12 protein-coding genes are annotated in these 17,976 nt (G+C 67.8%); 2 read left to right on the top strand and 10 right to left on the bottom strand.

Annotated elements, in window-relative coordinates; translation table 11 throughout:
- Positions 1-2 precede the first annotated feature (2 nt).
- The 10 genes from V6Z91_RS03195 to V6Z91_RS03150 all read right to left on the bottom strand — a co-directional run bounded on the left by V6Z91_RS03195 (position 3) and on the right by V6Z91_RS03150 (position 14,128).
- Positions 3-1,922 carry a hypothetical protein gene (locus tag V6Z91_RS03195; RefSeq protein WP_338766593.1) on the bottom strand — a complete coding sequence of 640 codons (1,920 nt, stop codon included), beginning with the start codon at positions 1,920-1,922 and terminating at the stop codon, positions 3-5.
- Entirely contained in the window at positions 1,919-2,269 is a 351-nt protein-coding gene (locus tag V6Z91_RS03190; RefSeq protein ID WP_338766591.1) for an SMR family transporter, read from the bottom strand. Before V6Z91_RS03190 ends, V6Z91_RS03195 begins: the two co-directional genes overlap by 4 nt.
- A 9-nt stretch (positions 2,270-2,278) precedes the next feature.
- Positions 2,279-3,724, bottom strand: a complete 1,446-nt coding sequence (locus tag V6Z91_RS03185; protein WP_338766590.1) for a UbiA family prenyltransferase — start codon at positions 3,722-3,724, stop codon at positions 2,279-2,281.
- A gap of 77 nt (positions 3,725-3,801) precedes the next feature.
- The gene (locus V6Z91_RS03180; protein ID WP_338766587.1) at positions 3,802-6,921 is read right to left on the bottom strand and encodes a glycosyltransferase; all 3,120 of its coding nucleotides are present in this window, start codon (positions 6,919-6,921) and stop codon (positions 3,802-3,804) included.
- Between the two features lie 5 nt (positions 6,922-6,926).
- Positions 6,927-8,615, bottom strand: a complete 1,689-nt coding sequence (locus V6Z91_RS03175) for an FkbM family methyltransferase (RefSeq protein WP_338766585.1) — start codon at positions 8,613-8,615, stop codon at positions 6,927-6,929.
- Entirely contained in the window at positions 8,612-9,670 is a 1,059-nt protein-coding gene (locus V6Z91_RS03170; RefSeq protein WP_338766582.1) for an FkbM family methyltransferase, read from the bottom strand. The genes V6Z91_RS03175 and V6Z91_RS03170 overlap by 4 nt, the downstream gene beginning before the upstream one ends.
- Positions 9,671-9,681: 11 nt before the next feature.
- A complete protein-coding gene (locus V6Z91_RS03165) occupies positions 9,682-10,959 on the bottom strand; it encodes an ABC transporter ATP-binding protein (protein WP_338766580.1) in 1,278 nt (425 codons plus the stop codon).
- A complete protein-coding gene (locus V6Z91_RS03160) occupies positions 10,956-11,756 on the bottom strand; it encodes an ABC transporter permease (RefSeq protein ID WP_338766578.1) in 801 nt (266 codons plus the stop codon). Before V6Z91_RS03160 ends, V6Z91_RS03165 begins: the two co-directional genes overlap by 4 nt.
- A 228-nt stretch (positions 11,757-11,984) precedes the next feature.
- Positions 11,985-12,713: a Crp/Fnr family transcriptional regulator gene (locus tag V6Z91_RS03155; RefSeq protein WP_338766575.1), complete on the bottom strand. Its 729-nt coding sequence runs from the start codon at positions 12,711-12,713 to the stop codon at positions 11,985-11,987.
- Between the two features lie 188 nt (positions 12,714-12,901).
- The gene (locus tag V6Z91_RS03150; RefSeq protein ID WP_338766573.1) at positions 12,902-14,128 is read right to left on the bottom strand and encodes a tetratricopeptide repeat protein; all 1,227 of its coding nucleotides are present in this window, start codon (positions 14,126-14,128) and stop codon (positions 12,902-12,904) included.
- A 548-nt stretch (positions 14,129-14,676) separates the two neighbouring features.
- On the opposite strand from V6Z91_RS03150, the gene V6Z91_RS03145 reads away from it, so the two are divergent.
- A complete protein-coding gene (locus tag V6Z91_RS03145; RefSeq protein WP_338766570.1) occupies positions 14,677-16,617 on the top strand; it encodes a type I secretion system permease/ATPase in 1,941 nt (646 codons plus the stop codon).
- Positions 16,614-17,975, top strand: coding sequence for an HlyD family type I secretion periplasmic adaptor subunit (locus V6Z91_RS03140; RefSeq protein WP_338766568.1), 1,362 nt, complete (start codon positions 16,614-16,616; stop codon positions 17,973-17,975). Before V6Z91_RS03145 ends, V6Z91_RS03140 begins: the two co-directional genes overlap by 4 nt.
- Position 17,976 lies beyond the last annotated feature (1 nt).

Raw genomic sequence — 17,976 nt, 5'->3', positions numbered from 1 at the left:
CGTCAAGACAGGCGCACCTTGCGCAGGAAGAAGCTCAGCTGGCGACTGTCGCTTGCATCCGGGCGGCGGGGCGCTTCGTGGTCGAGCAGGATTTCCAGCGTGGCGCCCTGCGGTACGCCGGCCAGGGGGATGACCGGCGTGGCAGCCAGGTCGAACCAGCCCAGCTCCTTGCCGTTTACGGTCACGCGGGTGCGCCGGTTGCCGTCGAAATACTGGCCGGCGAGCGTCAGCGCCGTTGGCCGGTGGCCATCCGCCAGCGCCACCTCGATGCGCGATTTGGCGCCATCGGACCAGGCGCCAGTCCAGTTGCCGCCGCCCCGCTCGAGCCGGCTCCAGCCGCTGGCCAGCCGCAGCGATTCGCCGCCGGCGGGCGACTCGAGCAGCAGCGTGTTCAGGTCGGCGGACTTGCACTGCACGGCGCCGTTGATATAGCGCCAGCCCAGGTAGCTGTCCGACGTGTTGTTGCCGGGCGACAGCTGGCCGCCGGGGCCGCACAGCGCCGCGGCCACGCCCGTGTTCGCCGCGTTGTACAGCGTCTTGACCGGTTCTACTCCCGCCGCGTATTGGTACACGTGCATCGGATCGATGTAGTCGTCCTTGTGCTCGGCGCGTTCGGCGAAGATTTCAGGTTCCGGATTCACCAGGCCTGGGGCCAGGGCAAACACGGCGCGCTGCAGCGGGCTGAACGCGGTGTAGTGGTAGCTCAGCGCATGCACCATGCACAGCGCTTGCAACGCCGCCAGCAGCGTCACCTGCGGCGTGGGCCAGGCGACCTGCAGCCGCACGAGGAAGGCGAACAGCAAGGGCATCGCGCACCAGAAGCCGTAGCGCATCACGCCGGTGGCGCCGGAATTCCAGTTGTTGATCGAGAGCGCCGGCACGGCCAGGCACAGCACGAAGAGTGCGCTGGCGCCCAGCAGCAGGGCACGGCGCGGCCGCTCCGCGCGGTCACCCGTGAACAGGCCTGCGACCAGCACCGCCGCCAGCGCGGGCACGGCGATCAGCATGCCCTGGTTCAGGTCGAGGAAGAACGAGTGCAGCCGCGTCAGGCCGATCAGCGCGGGCGTTGTGAATTTCTTGGCGATGATGTTCGGTACGCCGAACGCCCACAGGTTGAACAGCGGCGCCAGCGCGAACACGGCCAGGCCGGCGCCGATGGCCAGCACGACGCGCCATTGCAGCGCCGGGGCGAGCGCCGCGCGCAGGCCCGCGCCGCGCCGGTAATGCAGGCAGCACAGCAGCAGCGGTGCGAAGCCGAAGAAGAACACGGTCGTGGGATTCTGCAGCGTGGCCACGCCGGCCAGCAGCGCGCCGCGCAGCGGTGCGCCGCTCGTGAAGTACAGCAGGCCGGCCAGCAGCGCGGCGGCGGTCACGCATTCCGGGCTGCTCCAGTTCCAGTACAGCGCGCCGCCACAGACGAAGAACAGGGCCACGCCGGCAAGCATGCGCGGCAGCGTGCCGAACGCGCGGTACAGGGCCGCCCCGAGCACCAGCACGAATGCCAGGTTCAGCAGCTGGTAGCACTTCAAAGGCGACAGGCCGGTCCATTGCAGCAGCTTGAACGGCACGGTCGCCATCAGCGGATAGCCGAAGAAGTGCACCGCATACACGGCGTTGCCGCGGCCGCGCACGTAGGCGGCATACAAATCCGCGTTCGGATCGCGCAGACCGGGTTCCAGCAGCGCATACGGCGCCGCCATTTCCGGCAGCATGCGCTGCGCCTGTTCGAGGTCGGACAGGCGCAGATCCGGCGTGCCGTGGTTGGCGAATGCCAGCGTGGTGAGGATGTATTCGTTGGCATCGCCGTAATGCTGCGGCCGGAACAGCGCCGGCAGCAAGGCCAGCAGGACGGCGAGCAGCAGCAGGGCGCGGCCGGCGCCCTGCCGGCTGGCCACGGAGGTAACGTTCAGGACGGCGCTCATCGGGCGATCAGGAAGGCACCGGCGGCCAGCAGCACGAAGCCCAGCAACTTCGCCATGCCCAGCGATTCCTGCCAGACGAGGTAGCCGGCCAGTGCCACGACGGCCGTGGTGACGGCCGTCATCAGCGGATAGGCCAGCGACATCTGCAGGCGCTGCAGCGCCATCGAATAGAACACGAAGCCCAGTGCGTAGCTGCCGCATGCCGCGCCCAGCCACAGCAGGCGCGCCAGCGTCCAGCCGGCGTTCGCGACGGTGCTTTGCTTGATCAGGAACGTGGCGGCCGCGCTGGCGAAGGCGGCCGCCACGCAGAATGCGTAACCGGCCGCGTGAGAAGTCATGGAACCCATTGGCTATCCTTACCAGCTGGCCACGCCGGCGATCGCGGCGCACAGGCCGATCACGAGCAGGCTGACCTTGTCCTTGCTGACGTACAGCACGGGATCTTCGTTAACGAGGCCGCGGTATGCCAGCAGCCACAGGCGGCCGAGCCAGAACACGAGCAGCGGTACGATACCCATCAGCAGGTAGGGCTGTGGATACATCTTCAGCACCGCTTCGGAATTGAAGTAGAGCATGAAGATCAGCACGGATAGGAAGCCGCAGGCCACGCCCATCGTGCCGACCGGCACCTTGTCGGCGGTGGTATAGCCGCGCCCGCTGGTCTTTTCCTTGCCCTGGCGGTGCAGGTTGAACAGCTCGCTGTAGCGCTTGAGCAGGGCGAGACTGAGGAAGATGAAGAACGAGAACGCCAGCAGCCAGAACGAGGGTGTGATGTGCGTTGCGGCACTGCCACCCAGGATGCGCAGCGTGTACAGCAGCGACAGCGTGACGATGTCGATCATCAGCAGCCGCTTCAGGTACAGCGAGTAGCACACGGTGGTGACGAAATACACCGACAGTGTGAGCAGCAGCAGCGGGTCGAAGTACGCGCACAGGCCGATCGCGGCCAGCGCGAGCAGCGGGCTGGTCATCAGGGCCAGCGGCAGCGGCAGCAGACCGGCGGCGATGGGGCGGTTGCGCTTGGTCGGATGGCGGCGGTCATCCCCCGCGTCGAGCGCGTCGTTGAGCAGGTAGGCGCTGGAAGCGCACAGCGAAAACGCGACGAAGGCCACCAGCGACTGGACGAACGTGTCGGCCGCCAGGGCGTGGCCGGTCAGCATCGGCACGAACACGAGCATGTTCTTCAGCCACTGGCGCGGCCGCATGCCCTTGAGCAGGTAGCGCGCCGCGCCCGGGCGATGGCCGCCCAGCTGGCTCGTGCTGCGCCCGTCCGGCAGGCGGAACGGTTTGTGCGTGACCGAATAGGCGCCGTGGCTGCCGTGCCAGACTGGAATGTCGACGCGCGAATTGCCCACGTAATCGTAGTTGCGGTCGCCATATAGGCCGTTCAGGTGCGCCGCCTTGTGCTTGCCGGTCAGGTTCACCTTGTCGTCCGTGGCCGCCACGTGGTCGAACAGTTGCAGGTGCTCCGCGATCTGCTCGGCGAAGCGCCGTTGCGAACCGGTGGCCAGCACCACCTTGCGGCCCAGCGCGCGCTGGGCGGCGATTTCCTTGAGCAATTGGTCGTCGTAGGGCAGGCTCGCCGGGTCCAGCTGCACGGCAGCGGCCAGCCGTGCCTTGAACGCGGCCTTGCCGCCGAGCAGCCAGAACGGCAGGCGCCAGGCCTGCCAGAAATTCTGCTTGAGGAACAGCAGTAACGCTTCCCAGAGCAGGTCGGAATAGATCAGTGTGCCGTCCAGGTCGATGACCAGGGGGCGCAGGCGGGAGTCGCTGCCCCGGGACAGAGTGTCGGTCGAATGCATGTTGGAATCAGGTCAGCGCTGCGAATGCGGCCGGATGAGATTGCAGAATGATAACACGTTTATGATAAGTGTTTGTTTCAAAAAGTTACGCTACGGTAAGGACGCGTGCCATCCAGCGTATCCTTCAGTTGTCGCGCGCTGTCGCGCCACGTCAGCCACGGCATGTCTTGCGAGTGCGGCGCGGTGCCGGCAGCCGACAGCTCGAGCCAGCGTGCGACGGCCTCGGCCAGCACGGTACCCGTTTCTCCATCGAAGTAATAGGCATGGTCGCCGGCCACTTCGCGGAACACGGGAAGCGCGCGCGCGATGATCGGGATCTGGTGCTGGGCCGCCTCGATCAGCGGCAGGCCGAAGCCCTCGCCTTCAGAAGGCGCCAGCAGGCAGGCGGCTGACTGGTAGAGCTTTTGCAGCAGCTCGTCCGAGGCGCCCTGCAGCCAGAACAGCCGCTTGCCCAGTTCGGGATGGTTCTCGAGACGCTCGGCCAGGTCGTCGACCATCCACCCCTTCTTGCCCACGATGACCAGGTTGACTTCCTGGCCGTCGCGCCACAGCAGGTCGAAGGCGTCGACGACCTGGCGGTGGCCCTTGCGGGGTTCCAGCGTGCCGACCATCAGGAAACCCGGCCGCGTCGACAGCGTGGCCAGCAGCGTTTCCGCGTCCGCTGGCAGGCCGGCGGTGGGCGCGCTCGCCTCGATGTCCGCGCCCAGATGGAAGTAGCCCAGTTGCAACGGGGCCACACGGATCGGCGGATGCTTCTCGTACCAGTCCGCCAGCTCGTCGGCCACGGCCCGCGAGATCGCCACGATGCCGTCCGACACGGTGCCGATCGTGTCGAGCCAGTCGGCGAACACCTTGTCGGAGCCGAACGGGAAGAAGGCCGGCTTGAGCACGGGCAGCAGGTCGTAGACGACGAAATGCACGTGCACGCCGCGGTTGCGGTAGCTCTGCAGCAGGGCGCGGTTCGTGTGTACCCCGTGCATCATCAAGTCCAGGCCGAGGAAGATGTCGCCCGCATGCAGCTCGATCGGCGCATCGTCCAGCCCGTGCACGGGCGTGACGAGGCCGCGCTGCAGCCAGGCCCGCGCGTAACGGTACGGTTGCCGGTTGCCAGGGCTGTATACCGGTTCCACGATGAAGCCGGCAGGCGGCTCGGCCAGCAGGGCGTGCAGGATGCTGCGCACCACGCGCTGGATGCCCGTGCGCAGGTCGGTCTGCACCATGGCCGACACGTCCACCAGCAACTGGCGCGGGCCGCGGGCCGGCTGGTTCGCCGCCAGCGCCCGTGCGCAGCGCAGCAGGTCGTCCTCCGGTGGCTCGGTGGGCGGCATCAGTTCCTGCAGCGCCCGCACCTGGCGGCGGTAGTGCAGCAGCGGATTGTCTTGCGCAATGCGCTCCAGCGTGGCGTGGTATTGCGCGCCCACCTGGGCCGGGGCGTGGTGCGTGGCGATGTAAGCGGCCGCCAGCTCGCCCAGGTGCGCGCGCCGGGCCGGGTTGCGGTACAGGTCGAGCAGTGCCGCTTCCAGGTCCGCCGTGGCGAACTGGTCTTCCAGCTTGATGAGCACGTCGGCAGGCAGCTCGGCCATTGCGCCATGCGCGTTGATGACCGTGGGCAAGCCGTGCAGCATGCAGTCCAGCACGGCGGCCGAGGTTTCGCCGCGCGTGTTGTTGCGCAGCTGGACGGCGGCATCGCATGCCATCAGGTAAGTCTGGTACTCCTCCTGCGACACGAAGCCCGTGACGACGATACGGCCTTCCGTATGGCGGGCGCTCAGCTTGGCGTTCAGTTCGCGCGCGTAGGCATCCGCGCTCAGTTCGCCGACGAAGACCAGGCGGGCATGCGCCTCCGCCATCAGCGGCGAGGCCAGCCAGGCATCGACGAGGCGATGGTTCAGCTTGGTCGGGCCCAGCAGGCCGAACGAACAGACGAGGAAATCTTCCGGCTTCAGTCCCAGCCGGTCGCGGGCCGCCTGGCGCAAGGCGGCGCGGTCGCCGCCCGGATGGCCGCGCAGCAGCGGCAGCGTGTGCCAGTTGGCGGCCGCGTCGGGCCCGTACCACTGCCGCGCCAGCTGGGCGGGGAATGCCGAGTGCACGATGACGCCGGTGGCGGCATCGAGAACCGGTTTGTTGCACGGGTATTTCCACACTACCGCAGTGCCTTCGCGTTCCAGGTCGAACAGCGCACCGAAGCCGTGCGAGCGGAACAGCCCGTCGCGCAGCGCATTGGGCAGGTAGCCGATATCTTCCATGCGGTGCAGGATGTTGCCGAGATAGAAGTCGTGCAGCACCACGACGCCGGGATGCCGCTCCAGCAGCGCGAACATGTGCTGGTGCATCGGCGAGTTGCCGAAATGGTAGAGGCGGTGCGCATACTCGTCCGCATGCTCCTCGAACCAGGCCACGCTGCGCACGGCCAGGTTTTCCTGCACCCACGGCGCATTCAGTTCCGGTTGCTCCAGCACCACGTCCACGTCGTAGTAACGGGCCAGCTCGGGCAACAGTTCGGCGCTGTAGTCGGCGATGCCGGATTTTTCCGGTGGCAGCGGGGAAATATAGGCCAGGCGCGGCTTGTGCGCCGGCGGCGGCGCGGCGGCCGCGGTAGCGCGCGCGGCGGCCGCGCTTTCCAGCAGCGGCCACAGGTCGGCGGGTGCCGCCATGGCGACCGTCCGGTCCGGCAACAGCGCAGCCAGCTGGGCGCGGTCCTGCTCCGTGTCGGCCAGCAGCAGGTCGGCCTGCGCCAGCGGCGCCAGCAGGGCTACGCCACGTTGCGCGGCGGCCTTCACGGCGGCCACGTCGCCTACGCGGACGACGCTGGTCCAACGCACGAGCGCGGGGTCCGCGCCCTGCGCCAGGTGGCGCGCGGGTTCGGTCCGGAAATCGGCCGCCAGCACCAGGTCCGGCGCGCGGGTCGCGAAGGCGCCGGCGCGCAAGGCGTCGGCAGCCTTCTCGAGCCAGTGCCGGCCGGTGCCCGGCTCGCCGTCCGGCGCGGCGACCTCGAACACGAAGAATTTTTCTTCGGGAACGAAGGGCAGGAACGCCTGGCGCAGGGCGGCGATATCGTGCTGGAAATGGCCGTTCGCGGCCAGCCAGACGTCGTGCCCGGCGGCCTGTTCGGCCAGCTGCAGGGCGAAGCCGCGCGCGGCGGCACATTGCTCTGGCGTGCCGTGCTGGCACGCCTGCAAGTCGATGATGATGCGCATGGGGTTCAGGACTCCGGGGGACGGGGGCGCTTGGACAGGTCGGCGAAGGCGCGGCGGGCCGAGACGGGCAGGTCGCGCAGGTTCGGCTCGACCGTTCCCTCGCGGGCTTCCTGCGGCACTTCCGGCGGGCGGCGCTTGAGCCGCGCCACGGTGTCGACGACCCGTTCGTTCAGCGTGGGGAAGCGCGCCAGCATGGGAATGACGCGGCGGCGCAGTTTTTCGTTGGCGACCAGGCGCGTGACGGTGTCGCGCACATGGGCCGAGGTGCGCCAGCGCACCCACTGCTTGAACTCGCCCGCGTTGACGGCGCGCAGCGGTTCGGTGATCTTCCACGAGGTGCTCGCCAGCACCGCATCGAGCCGGTGCTGCACCTCGCGCGTGCGCTGGTTGGCCGCTGCCAGTTCACGTTCCAGCAGCTCGGCATACGCGCTCGTTTCACCCAGCTGCCGCTGCGATGTCGCGTATTTTTCCTCGCCGTCCAGCAGGGCACGGTCGAGCTGGACGATGCGCTCGCGCGCGGTCGCGAGCTTGGTCGTGCCGTCGCGCGTGAGGCCATCGAGCTCGGCGATCCGCGCATGCGCCGCTGAGAGTTCGCCCCGGCCATCCTGCACCATGCGATCGAGCTCGGTGATGCGCGCGCGTGCCGCCGCAAGTTCGGCCCGGCCATCCTGCACCATGTAATCGAGCTCGGTGATGCGCCCGTGCGCCGCCGCGAGTTCGGCCCGGCCATCCTGCACCGTGCGATCGAGCTCGGCGATGCGCGCGTGCGCCGCCGCGAGTTCGGCCTGGCCGTCGCGTGCGATGCGATCGAGCTCGGTGATGCGCTCGTGCGCGGCCAGCACGTCGGCGTGCTTGGACCGCGTGTCGCGCTGCGCCGCCTCGAGCGCGGCCACGGCATGCGCGTGCGCCGCGTTGGCCGCTTCCCATGCGGCCACGGCATTCGCATGCGCCTCGCCCGCCGCGGCCGCCGCGGCGCGCGCTGCCGCGGCCTGCTCCCGTTCGTACACCAGGTGATGCGACAGGTAATCGTCGAACACGTTCGGCTGCACCGTCAGCGCCGCCAGCAGCTCGGCATGTTCCTCGGCCACGTAGTAGCGGTTCAGGCCGTCGAACCAGGCGAAGCGGTAGCCGTTCTCCACGACCAGCGGTTCCCATTTCTCGTGGTTCGTCACGCGGCTGTTCGGCAGCGTGGCCTCGACCACCAGCACCCATGGCCGGTGGCGGCGCAGGTCGAAACCGCGCAGCACTTCGGCCTCGAAGCCTTCGACGTCGATCTTCAGGAAGTGCACGTCGCCACGCACGTGTTCGTCCCAGACCGCGTCGAGCGTGCGCACGGGAACCGTCATTTCCACGACATCGAAGCCTTCGGCGCGGTGCGCCGCGGCCACGCCGGCATCGGGCGACGCCCAGCCGTTCACGGCGGGCACGTCGTACAGTGTCAGCTCGCCCTCGGCGCTGCCGGCGGCGATCGCCAGGTTGATGTCGCGCGGGCGCTGTTCCTCGAAGCGCCGGTGGAACGAGGGCAGCGGCTCGATATTGATGCCGGACCAGCCGGCGTCATAGAACGCCCGGGTGACGGAATGCTCGACCGGGTCGTTGGCGCCCACGTCCACGTAGAAGCCGCCCTGGATGTGGCCGAGCGCGCGCCACAGCAGCACGTCCTCGCCATTCTGTGCATAGGTGATGAAGGTCATTGCGCTGCCCCCGGCGCAGGTGCGTCGAAGGGCGCGGCCAGTGCCGCGCCGGTGGCGACGTCGTGGCGGCGCGCCAGGTGTTCGGCATACGACGGCTTGTCGTAGACCAGCAGCGCGACGAGGGCCTGGGCCAGCAGGTCGCGGGGCGCCAGCGTGCCGCCGGTGCGGAAGAACACCGCGTCGCCCCAGCCGAGCCGGTCGCGCGAGGCGCCTTGCGCCGCGCCGTGGTACGGGTAGCGGCACAGCGAGCTGAAATCCATGAACGTGAAACCGGCCGCGCGCAGCAGCGCCTCGATGTCGGAGAACAATGCCTGGCCGGCATAGATCGGCATGAACGACACTTCGCAGTGCACGACGTTGGTGCGGGCCAGCACCTCGCGCGCATGTTCCAGCGCGGGCAGCTCGAAGCCCTGGATGTCCAGCTTCAGGAAGTCGACCGTGCCGTCATCCTTCAGCACGTCGTCGAGCCGGCTCGTGGCCACCTCGAAGGTGCGCACGGTTTCCAGGTGGCTCAGGTCGACCAGTTCCCCCGTCAGCGGGCGGTTCAGCGGCAGCAGCGAGGACGTGGCGTCGTCGTTGTTGATGTGGAAGGTGTGCGTACCGCCGTCGCCGATGAAGGTCGGGTACAGCCGCAGGCTGCCGTCCGGCTGGCGCGCGAGGCTGGCGGCGATCTTGTCTTCCTGCGGTTCGAAACCCGTCACGCGGCACGGCAGCCCCGCCGCCTGCAACGGCGCATAGACGTGCTGCTCGCCTTCCAGTTCCTGCGCGCCGATGTCGACGATCGACAGGGGCTGGCCGAGCAGCGGCACACCGGCCGCGGCCATGGCCTGGCGCAGCGCGGCATGCCGGGCGCGGCCGGCCTGGATCTTCAGGTATTCGGGCGAGGCCATGATCGCCTCGACCAGCTCGCTGCTGGCCGTGCCGGCGCCCAGCCGCGCAACCCAGTGGGCGAGGCCGGGGGCATCCGGCTCGCGGCCAAGGAAGCCGCGGTACATGCCGCGCACCAGTTCGGTGTGCGGATCGGTCGGTGCGGTGGTGAAACTCAGTTCGGACATAGGAGATAGGGTTAGCGTTGGCTGAGCCGGAGTTGCGGCGCCAGGTTGACGAGACCGCTCCAGACGGGCGAATCCGGGTTCTGCAGCACGGCGAAGCTGGTCACTTCATGCAGGTAGTTGAGCACCTGGCGGAACGAGCCTTCGCCATAGCCGCCGTCGCCCAAGCCGACCGTGATCGTATATTCATCCGGGAACAGGGACAGCGGCATCGTGAACTGCGCCGTCAGGATGCTCCCGGCGGCAACCGGGCCAGGTGCCTGGCGCATGCAATAGCTGTTCGTCTCGTACAGCACGGCGCCGAAACGGTTGCGTATCTTGAAGCCCACGTGGGGATCGTCGGCCGCCTGGTGCATCAGGTAATCGATCTGCAGCGTGGCGTGCTGGTCGGCCAGCAGCGCGTTGCGCTCGTTGCCCCGCTCGTCGAGCAGGCGCACGCCCACGCAATCGGCCAGCGGGGTGGTGATGCTGCCCGCCTTGCCGCCGAGCGCCGTCATGTCGGCCGGCACCGGGGCCGGCTGCCCGGTCTGCACCGTGATCTGGTCGGGTGCCTGGTCGAGCCGGCCGAGCAGTTCTGCCTGGTACAGGTCCAGCGCATCGGCCGGCGCGCCGTCGAAGGCCACGCGGCCGTTGCGCAGGAAGATGCAGCGGTCGCAGATATTGAGCACCGTGCCGGCGCTGTGCGACACGAACAGCAGCGTGGTGCCGGCCTTGATGAAACTCTCGATGCGGGCGAAGCACTTTTGCTGGAAGAACACGTCGCCCACGGCCAGTGCTTCGTCGACGATCAGGATGTCGGGCCGCACGCAGGTGGCCACGGCGAAGGCCAGGCGCATCTGCATGCCGCTGGAATAGACGCGCACCGGCTGGTCGATGTATTCGCCGATGTCGGCGAACGCGAGGATCTCGGGCAGCAGGGCACGCACTTCGTCGAGGCCCAGCCCCAGCAGTTGCCCGGCGATCAGCACATTGTCGCGGCCCGTGAAGTCGGGCTGGAAGCCCAGGCCCAGTTCCAGCAGCGCCGCCACGCGGCCATGCACGTGCACGGCACCCGCGCTCGGCTGGGTGGTACCGGTGATCAGCTTCAGCAGCGTGCTCTTGCCGGCGCCGTTGATGCCGATGAGGCCCACGGCTTCGCCGGGCGCGATCGAGAAGTCGATGTCCTGCAACACCCAGTGCAGCCGGTGGCGCGGGCCGAGGAAGGGCAGCACCCACTCGGCCAGGCGCGACCAGCGCGCCGGATATTGCCGGTAAGCCTTGCCCAGTTGCTGGACGGTGATGCTGCCGGTCATAATTCATCCACCATTTCACCGGCGCGGCGCCGGAACGTGTGCAAGCCCAGCACGCACAGCACCAGGGCGGCGATCGTGGCGGGCAGCAGCGATGCCCAGTCCGGCGCGCGCGCGTCGACGAGGATCGTCTGGTAGGCGCCGACCACGGCCGCCATCGGATTCCACACCAGCAGCTCGCGGATCGGGTCCGGCAGGATGGACGTGGGATAGACCACCGGCGTGAACCAGAACCAGAATTGCAGCAGGATGGAGAACAGCTGGCCCACGTCGCGGAAGAATACGTTGAGGAGGCCGACCAGCAGGCCCAGGCCGACCGCGAGCAACACCTGCACCAGCAGCACGGGCAGGATCGCGGCGAACACGAGCCCCGGGAATGTGCCGGAGATGACGAGGAAGGCCGTGAACAGGCCGAAGATGATGGCGAAGTTCAATAGGGCGGACAGCACCACGATGACGGGCAGGCAGATGCGCGGGAAGCTGATTTTCTTGATCAGGCCCGCATTGTCGATGAACATCGTTTGCGCGCGCGACAGGATTTCCGCGAACAGGCCCCAGGTGAGGATGCCGGCGCACAGGTAGATGCTGTAGGCGAAGGTCGACGTGTTGCCGGGCAGCTTGGTGTGCATGACCTCGGCAAAGATGACCGTGTAGACCACGATCATCGCCAGCGGCTGGAGCAGCGTCCACGCCGCGCCGAGCACCGCATTGCCATACTTTGCCTGGAATTCCCGCCGCACGCTGCCGGCGATGAAGCCGCGATACGACCACGCCGCGCGCGCCAGGGCGAACGCCTTCATGCGGCGCCCGCGCGCGCGCCGGCCGGCACGGCAGGGAGGATTGTGATCGATCTGTTCATCTGCGCTCTGGCGGCTAGCCTGTTTAAACGAGCGCAAAATTATACTACAACAACTTGCCCGAAGACTAAGAGCGCCTAACAAAACCCGCAGGGCAAGGCGAGGCGTCGAAGACAGTACACCTGTACGGCGAGACGCTGCAACGCAGCCATGGGGGTTTTGTTAGGCGCTCTAGGAACTGTGTACCAGGCGGCGCAGCGCCTCGGGATCGCGGATCACGAGGCGGTGCTGCTCCTTTTCGATGATGCCCTGCTGGGCCAGCGCCAGCAGCGCGCGCGTGACCGTTTCGCGGCTCGTGTTGATCATGTTGGCGATGTCCTGGTGGGTGGGCAGGTTTTCCACCACCGGCAGGCCCTGCGCATCGCGCCGCACCATCAGCGACAGATAGGTGAAGATGCGCCTGGTCGTGTTGTTAATGCTGAGCAGGGCGCGCAATTCCGAATCGCGCTGGATCTTCTGCGCCAGGTGCTGCAGCATCTGGCGCGCCACCGAGGGCGAGTGCGAAAACAGGTGCAGCGCCGTCGGCGCCGGGAGGAAGCCTACCAGCACCGGCGTCATCGCCACCACGGAAGCGGAGCGGGGAGCATTGTTGATCAGCGCGATTTCGCCGAAGAAGTCGCCGGGCGCCAGCGCGCGCAGGCCGATTGCGCGCCCATCCTCGGCAATGTCGATCACCTGCAGCTGCCCGGTCAGCAGGAACAACAGGCCATCGCCGCCACCGTCCTTGTGCCATATCACGTCGCGCTTGGCGTACGCGCGCACGCGCAGGTCGGCCTTGACCCGCTGCATTTCCTCTTCCGTCAGGTTGGCCAGCAAGGGGATATTGCGCAGGTGGATCTTCAGCTCGCCCTTGCCACGCGCTGGAACGGGGATCTCGGCTGAGGGACTGGTGGCTGTCATCGTAGCCTCTCGGGAGCTTTTCATGAAAATTCTACAATGGCACGCACTTGGGGGAGCGCTGATTTATTCATGGCGGCGATCAATCGGTGCTTCCCTGGCGGACCAGTGCCGCCGGCCGGAAGCCGGCACGGGTGGTGGCGATGTCCGGCCGGATCATGCACCGCGCACGCGGCCGACATTGTAACGGATCAGGGCGCGGCCCATTGCCAGCTCAGCTGGGCCTGCCCGCTGATATAGCGGAACAGGGCGATGTTCTCGTCGTTGCGGATCTTGCGCAGGTCCAGCACCACCTTGTGGCTGCGGTTGATCGCATACGACAGCGAGGCACGCAGGGTCTGGGTGCGCTGGTCGCGCACCTGGTCGATCAGGTCGGGCGCATACGCCGAGCTGCCGCGCCATTGCTGACGGGTGTAGGCCAGTTCCCCGGTCAGACCTGCCGGCAGCGGGCGCCGCCACAGCAGGGTGGCCAGATTGCCGTGCCGGTCGCCGCCCGGCCGGGGGCCGGCCGCGCGGTCGTTGTGCAAGCCCAGGCTCGCGCTGGCGTAATGGCCGCCGTCGCGGTACACCAGCTGGCCGCGCCATTCGAACGTGGTGCCGTCGAAATCGGCCAGGGTGAGGTAGTCGGCGCGCGTCACCCCGGCCAGGGTGGTGAACTGCCACGTTGCCGGCAGCGGCAGGGGGACGCCGAGCTGCGCCTGCAGCTGCCCCAGGCGCTGGTAGCCGTGGCCGCCGAGCGTGACGAAGCCGCCCTGCACGCTGGCGCGCATGGTCCAGCGGCCGCGCCGCCACGGCGTTTCGGCGCCGAGGAACAGGGCGGTGCTGTCGTAGTCGCGCATGCGGTCGTGACGGCGGCTCTGCAGCTGGACATAGCCCAGCGTGCCGTTCGGCGTGAGGTCGCGCATGGTGTCGACCGAGAGCGCGGTGTACTGGTCGTGCCGGGGCAGGAATTCCGACGACAGCGCCGACTGCAGCGACGCTTCGCTGCCGTCGCCGACGTCGTACAGCGGATTGCTGGTGCCCTGGTTGACATTCTGGTCGATGCCGCGGCCGATCTGCACGGCCGTGTAGCTGCGCGGCCGCCAGCGGGTGCAGCCGCGCGAGCGCGCCTCGCCGATCAGCTGCAGGATGCCGGGCGGCGGGTCGAAGCGCCGAAGGATGGCGGCAAACAGCCGTTCCGCCTCGTCGGCCCTGCCCAGCTCGCACTGCACCAGCGCCAGGTCGAGCCATGCGCCGGCGTGCAGCGGGTCCAGTGCCACCACGGTGCGCAGCGTATCGCTGGCGTCGGTATTGCGGCCTTCGGCGATCGCGCGCAGGGCATCGCGGTACATGGCGTCGACCGTGCCGCCCCCGCCCTGGGCGGCCACGGGCCCGGCCAGGATGCAGCACAAGGCCGATGCTGCCAATCCGGCTTTCATGCGACGGGTCCCAACCGGGTGGGGGACGGAGTACGCATAGTCAGGTCCAAGGTATGCAAAATGACGGTCTTCCCTCGCAACAAGCGTTCGCCCAGCGGCAGTAGTGCGCCGGCGCCGGCCATCGATTGCCGGGAGGCTCGCGTGCCATGTGCCCGACCCGGTGCCGCCACGGCAGTATATATGCTGCGGAACGGGAACCCCCAATCCCGGCCTCGACCGGCCCGCGGCGGTCCATCGATGGCGCCGGCGCCGGCCGCGGCATTGTAAAGTTCACGTTCAGGGGCAGGCCGATAGCTCATCGGCTTCGTCGGCCTGGCTGCGGCTTTCGGTTGCATGCCAGCACTGTGGCGTATCGGCAGCACCGGTGAGTCCGCCGAGCCCCGATCGGTTGCGCCACGGCACCTTACTGCGCCGATTTGTGATTTTCGTCACAGATCTGAGGCTGTTTCGGTCATAATACCGTCTGCCCGCTCCCGGGCGCTCAGCGTTTGCCGGTCGCGGCGAGCGCCGCTTCCGCTGCACAGCGGCAACCCGTGCATGGCGCATCGATGAAAAACCAATTCTTCAAGCCGAAAAACGAGATCGAACAGGTCTTGCATACGCTCAAGCGGGCGTTCCTGACCGTGGGCATGTTCAGCGCCATCAGCAACCTGCTGATGCTGGCGCCATCGATCTACATGCTGCAGGTGTACGACCGCGTGCTCAGCAGCCGCAACGAATACACGCTGTTGATGCTGACCCTGCTGATGCTGGGTGCCTACGTTGTCATTTCGCTGCTGGAACTGATGCGCAGTTTCGTGCTGATCCGCGTCGGCGCGAAATTCGACCTGGAGCTGAACCGCCGCGTGTACACGGCGGCTTTCGAGCAGAACCTGAAGCGCTCGGGCGTGCCGGCCGGGCAGGCATTGACGGACTTGACCAATATCCGCCAGTTCCTGACCGGTAACGCGCTGTTCGCCTTCTTCGACGCGCCCTGGTTCCCCATCTACCTGCTGGTGATCTTCTTCTTCGAACCGTCGCTGGGCTTCTTCGCGCTGGCCGGCACGGTGATCCTCGTGGCGCTGGCCTTCCTCAACGAGCGCGTCACGCGCCAGCCGCTGGCCGAGGCGAACACGCTGGCCATCGCTTCCAGCGGCATCGCCACGAACAACCTGCGCAATGCCGAGGTGATCGAATCGATGGGCATGCTGCCCAACCTGATGGGCCGCTGGTTCAAGCTGCATGGCAAGTTCCTGCGCACCCAGGCCGATGCCAGCGAAAAGGCCGGCAAGGTGCAGGCAATGACCAAGTTCGTGCAGTTGACGCAGCAGTCGCTGGTGCTGGGCTTTGGCGCCCTGCTGGTGCTGGAGAACAAGATGACGCCAGGGATGATGATCGCGGCCTCGATCCTCGTGGGTCGCGCGCTGAGCCCCGTGCAGCAGGTGATCGGCGTGTGGAAGAGCTGGAGCAGCACCCGCAGCGCCTACGACCGCCTGTGCGAGCTGCTGGCCAACAATCCGCAGCGCTCGGTGGGCATGGAATTGCCCCAGCCGACCGGCAACCTCACGGTCGAGCAGGTCACGGCCGCGCCGCCGGGCGCCACCGTGGCCGTGCTGCGCGGCGTGTCGTTCGGCATTGTCGCCGGCGACGTGCTGGGCATCGTGGGGCCGAGCGGTTCCGGCAAGTCCACCCTGGCGCGCCTGCTGGTCGGCGTGTGGCCGGCCGCCATGGGCAAGGTGCGCCTCGACGGGGCGGACATCTACCAGTGGAACAAGGCCGAGCTGGGCCCGCACCTGGGCTACCTGCCCCAGGATATCGAATTGTTTGCCGGCACGGTCAGCGAAAATATCGCCCGTTTCGGTGAAGTGGACGCGGAAAAAGTGGTGCTGGCGGCCAAGCGCGCCGGTGTGCACGACATGATCCTGCACCTGCCGAAGGGCTACGACACGATGCTGGGCGACGGTGGCGCCGGCCTTTCCGGCGGCCAGAAGCAGCGCCTCGGCCTGGCGCGCGCGATGTACGGCGACCCCGCCGTAATCGTGCTGGATGAACCGAACTCCAACCTGGACGACGTGGGCGAACAGGCGCTGCTGGCCGCCGTCAACGACCTGCGCCAGCGCGGCAAGACCATCGTGCTGATCACGCACCGCACCAGCGCGATCGGCATCACCAACAAGCTGCTGCTGTTGCGCGACGGCGCGGCGGAAATGTTCGGCCCCACCAGCCAGGTGTTGCAGGCCCTGCAGCAGAAACAGCAGCAGCAGATCCAGCAAGCCCAGGCCGCCAAGGCGCAGGCGGCACAGGCGGCGCAGGCCCAGGCGGCACAGGCCCAGGCACGGACCGCACAGGCCGCCCAGGCACAGGCGCAAGGCGCGCCATCGGCACAGCCGGCACAGGCCCAGTCCGCGCCGTCGGCACAGCCGGCCCAGCAGGGCGGGGCCACGGCACCGGCTGCGGGTGCCGTCCCGGTCGAAGCAGGCCCGGCAACATCGGAACAGGGTAAGGCATGAAAGCGATCACCACCAAGAAGAATGCGGCAACCGAAGTCATCGCGCATGACGTCGAACCGCTGACCGTCCACACCGACCCGACCGCATACAGCCGGTTCGGCTGGCTCGTCGTCCTGCTGGGCGTGGGCGGCTTCCTGCTGTGGGCACTGCTGGCGCCGCTGGACAAGGGCGTGCCCATGGTCGGCAGCGTGGTCGCCGAGGGCAACCGCAAGGCCATCCAGCACCTTACCGGGGGCACCATCCGGCGCATCCTCGTGCAGGAAGGTTCCGTGGTCAAGGCCGGGCAGCCGGTGGTCGAAATGGATAGCGTGCAGGCCACCTCGCAGCTGGAAACGGCGCGCGCCCAGTACATTGCCGCGCGCACGACCGAGGCCCGCCTGCTGGCCGAACGCGACGGGCTCAAGTCCGTCGACTTCCCGGCGGAGCTGGAAGGCATGAAGAACGACCCCCGCGTGGTGGAAAGCATGGCGCTGCAGCGCCAGCTGTTCACCTCGCGCCAGCTGGCATTGCAAAGCGAACTGTCGGCCTACGAAGAGAACATCGCCGGCCTGAAGCTGCAATCGGCCGGGGTGGAGCAGTCGCGCGAGAGCAAGAAGGAGCAACTGGCGATCCTGAAGGAGCAGCTGGGCGGCCTGCGCGACCTGGCCAAGGAAGGGTTCGTGGCCCGCAACCGGTTGCTGGACGTGGAGCGCACGTATGCGCAGGTCAGCGGTGCGATTTCCGAAGATATCGGCAACATTGGCCGCGCCAAGCGCCAGATCATGGAGCTGACGCTGCGCCGCACGCAGCGCATACAGGATTACCAGAAGGAAGTCCGCACCCAGCTCGCCGAAGTGCAGAAGGAAGCGGAAGCGCTGGCCAGCCGCATGGATGCGCTGCAATACGACGTGAACAACACGATCGTGCGCTCGCCCGCCGATGGCGTCGTCGTCGGCCTGGCAGTGTTCACCCACGGCGGCGTGGTCGGGCCGGGCGCGCACCTGATGGACGTGGTGCCCAGCGATGCCGCCCTGATCGTGGAAGGCCAGCTGGCGGTCAACCTGATCGACCGCGTGCACCCGGGCCTGCCGGTCGAGCTGATCTTCTCGGCATTCAATGTCAACAAGACGCCGCATATTCCCGGCCTGGTCACGACCGTCGCGGCCGACCGGACCGTCGACGAAAAGACGGGTAACGCGTACTACAGCGTGAAAGCGAAGGTGACGCCCGAGGGCCAGCGCCTGATCGCCCAGAAAAAGCTCGACATCGTGCCCGGCATGCCCGTGGAACTCTTCGTGAAGACCGGCGAACGGTCGATGATGAGCTACCTGCTCAAGCCGCTGATCGACCGCGCCAACACCTCGCTTTCGGAGGAGTGAC

The organism is Massilia sp. METH4 (assembly GCF_037094685.1).
Taxonomy (GTDB): Bacteria; Pseudomonadota; Gammaproteobacteria; order Burkholderiales; family Burkholderiaceae_D; genus Rugamonas.
The sequence above is the reverse complement of the archived record's forward strand: the minus strand, read 5'-3'. Positions and strand labels throughout refer to the sequence as shown.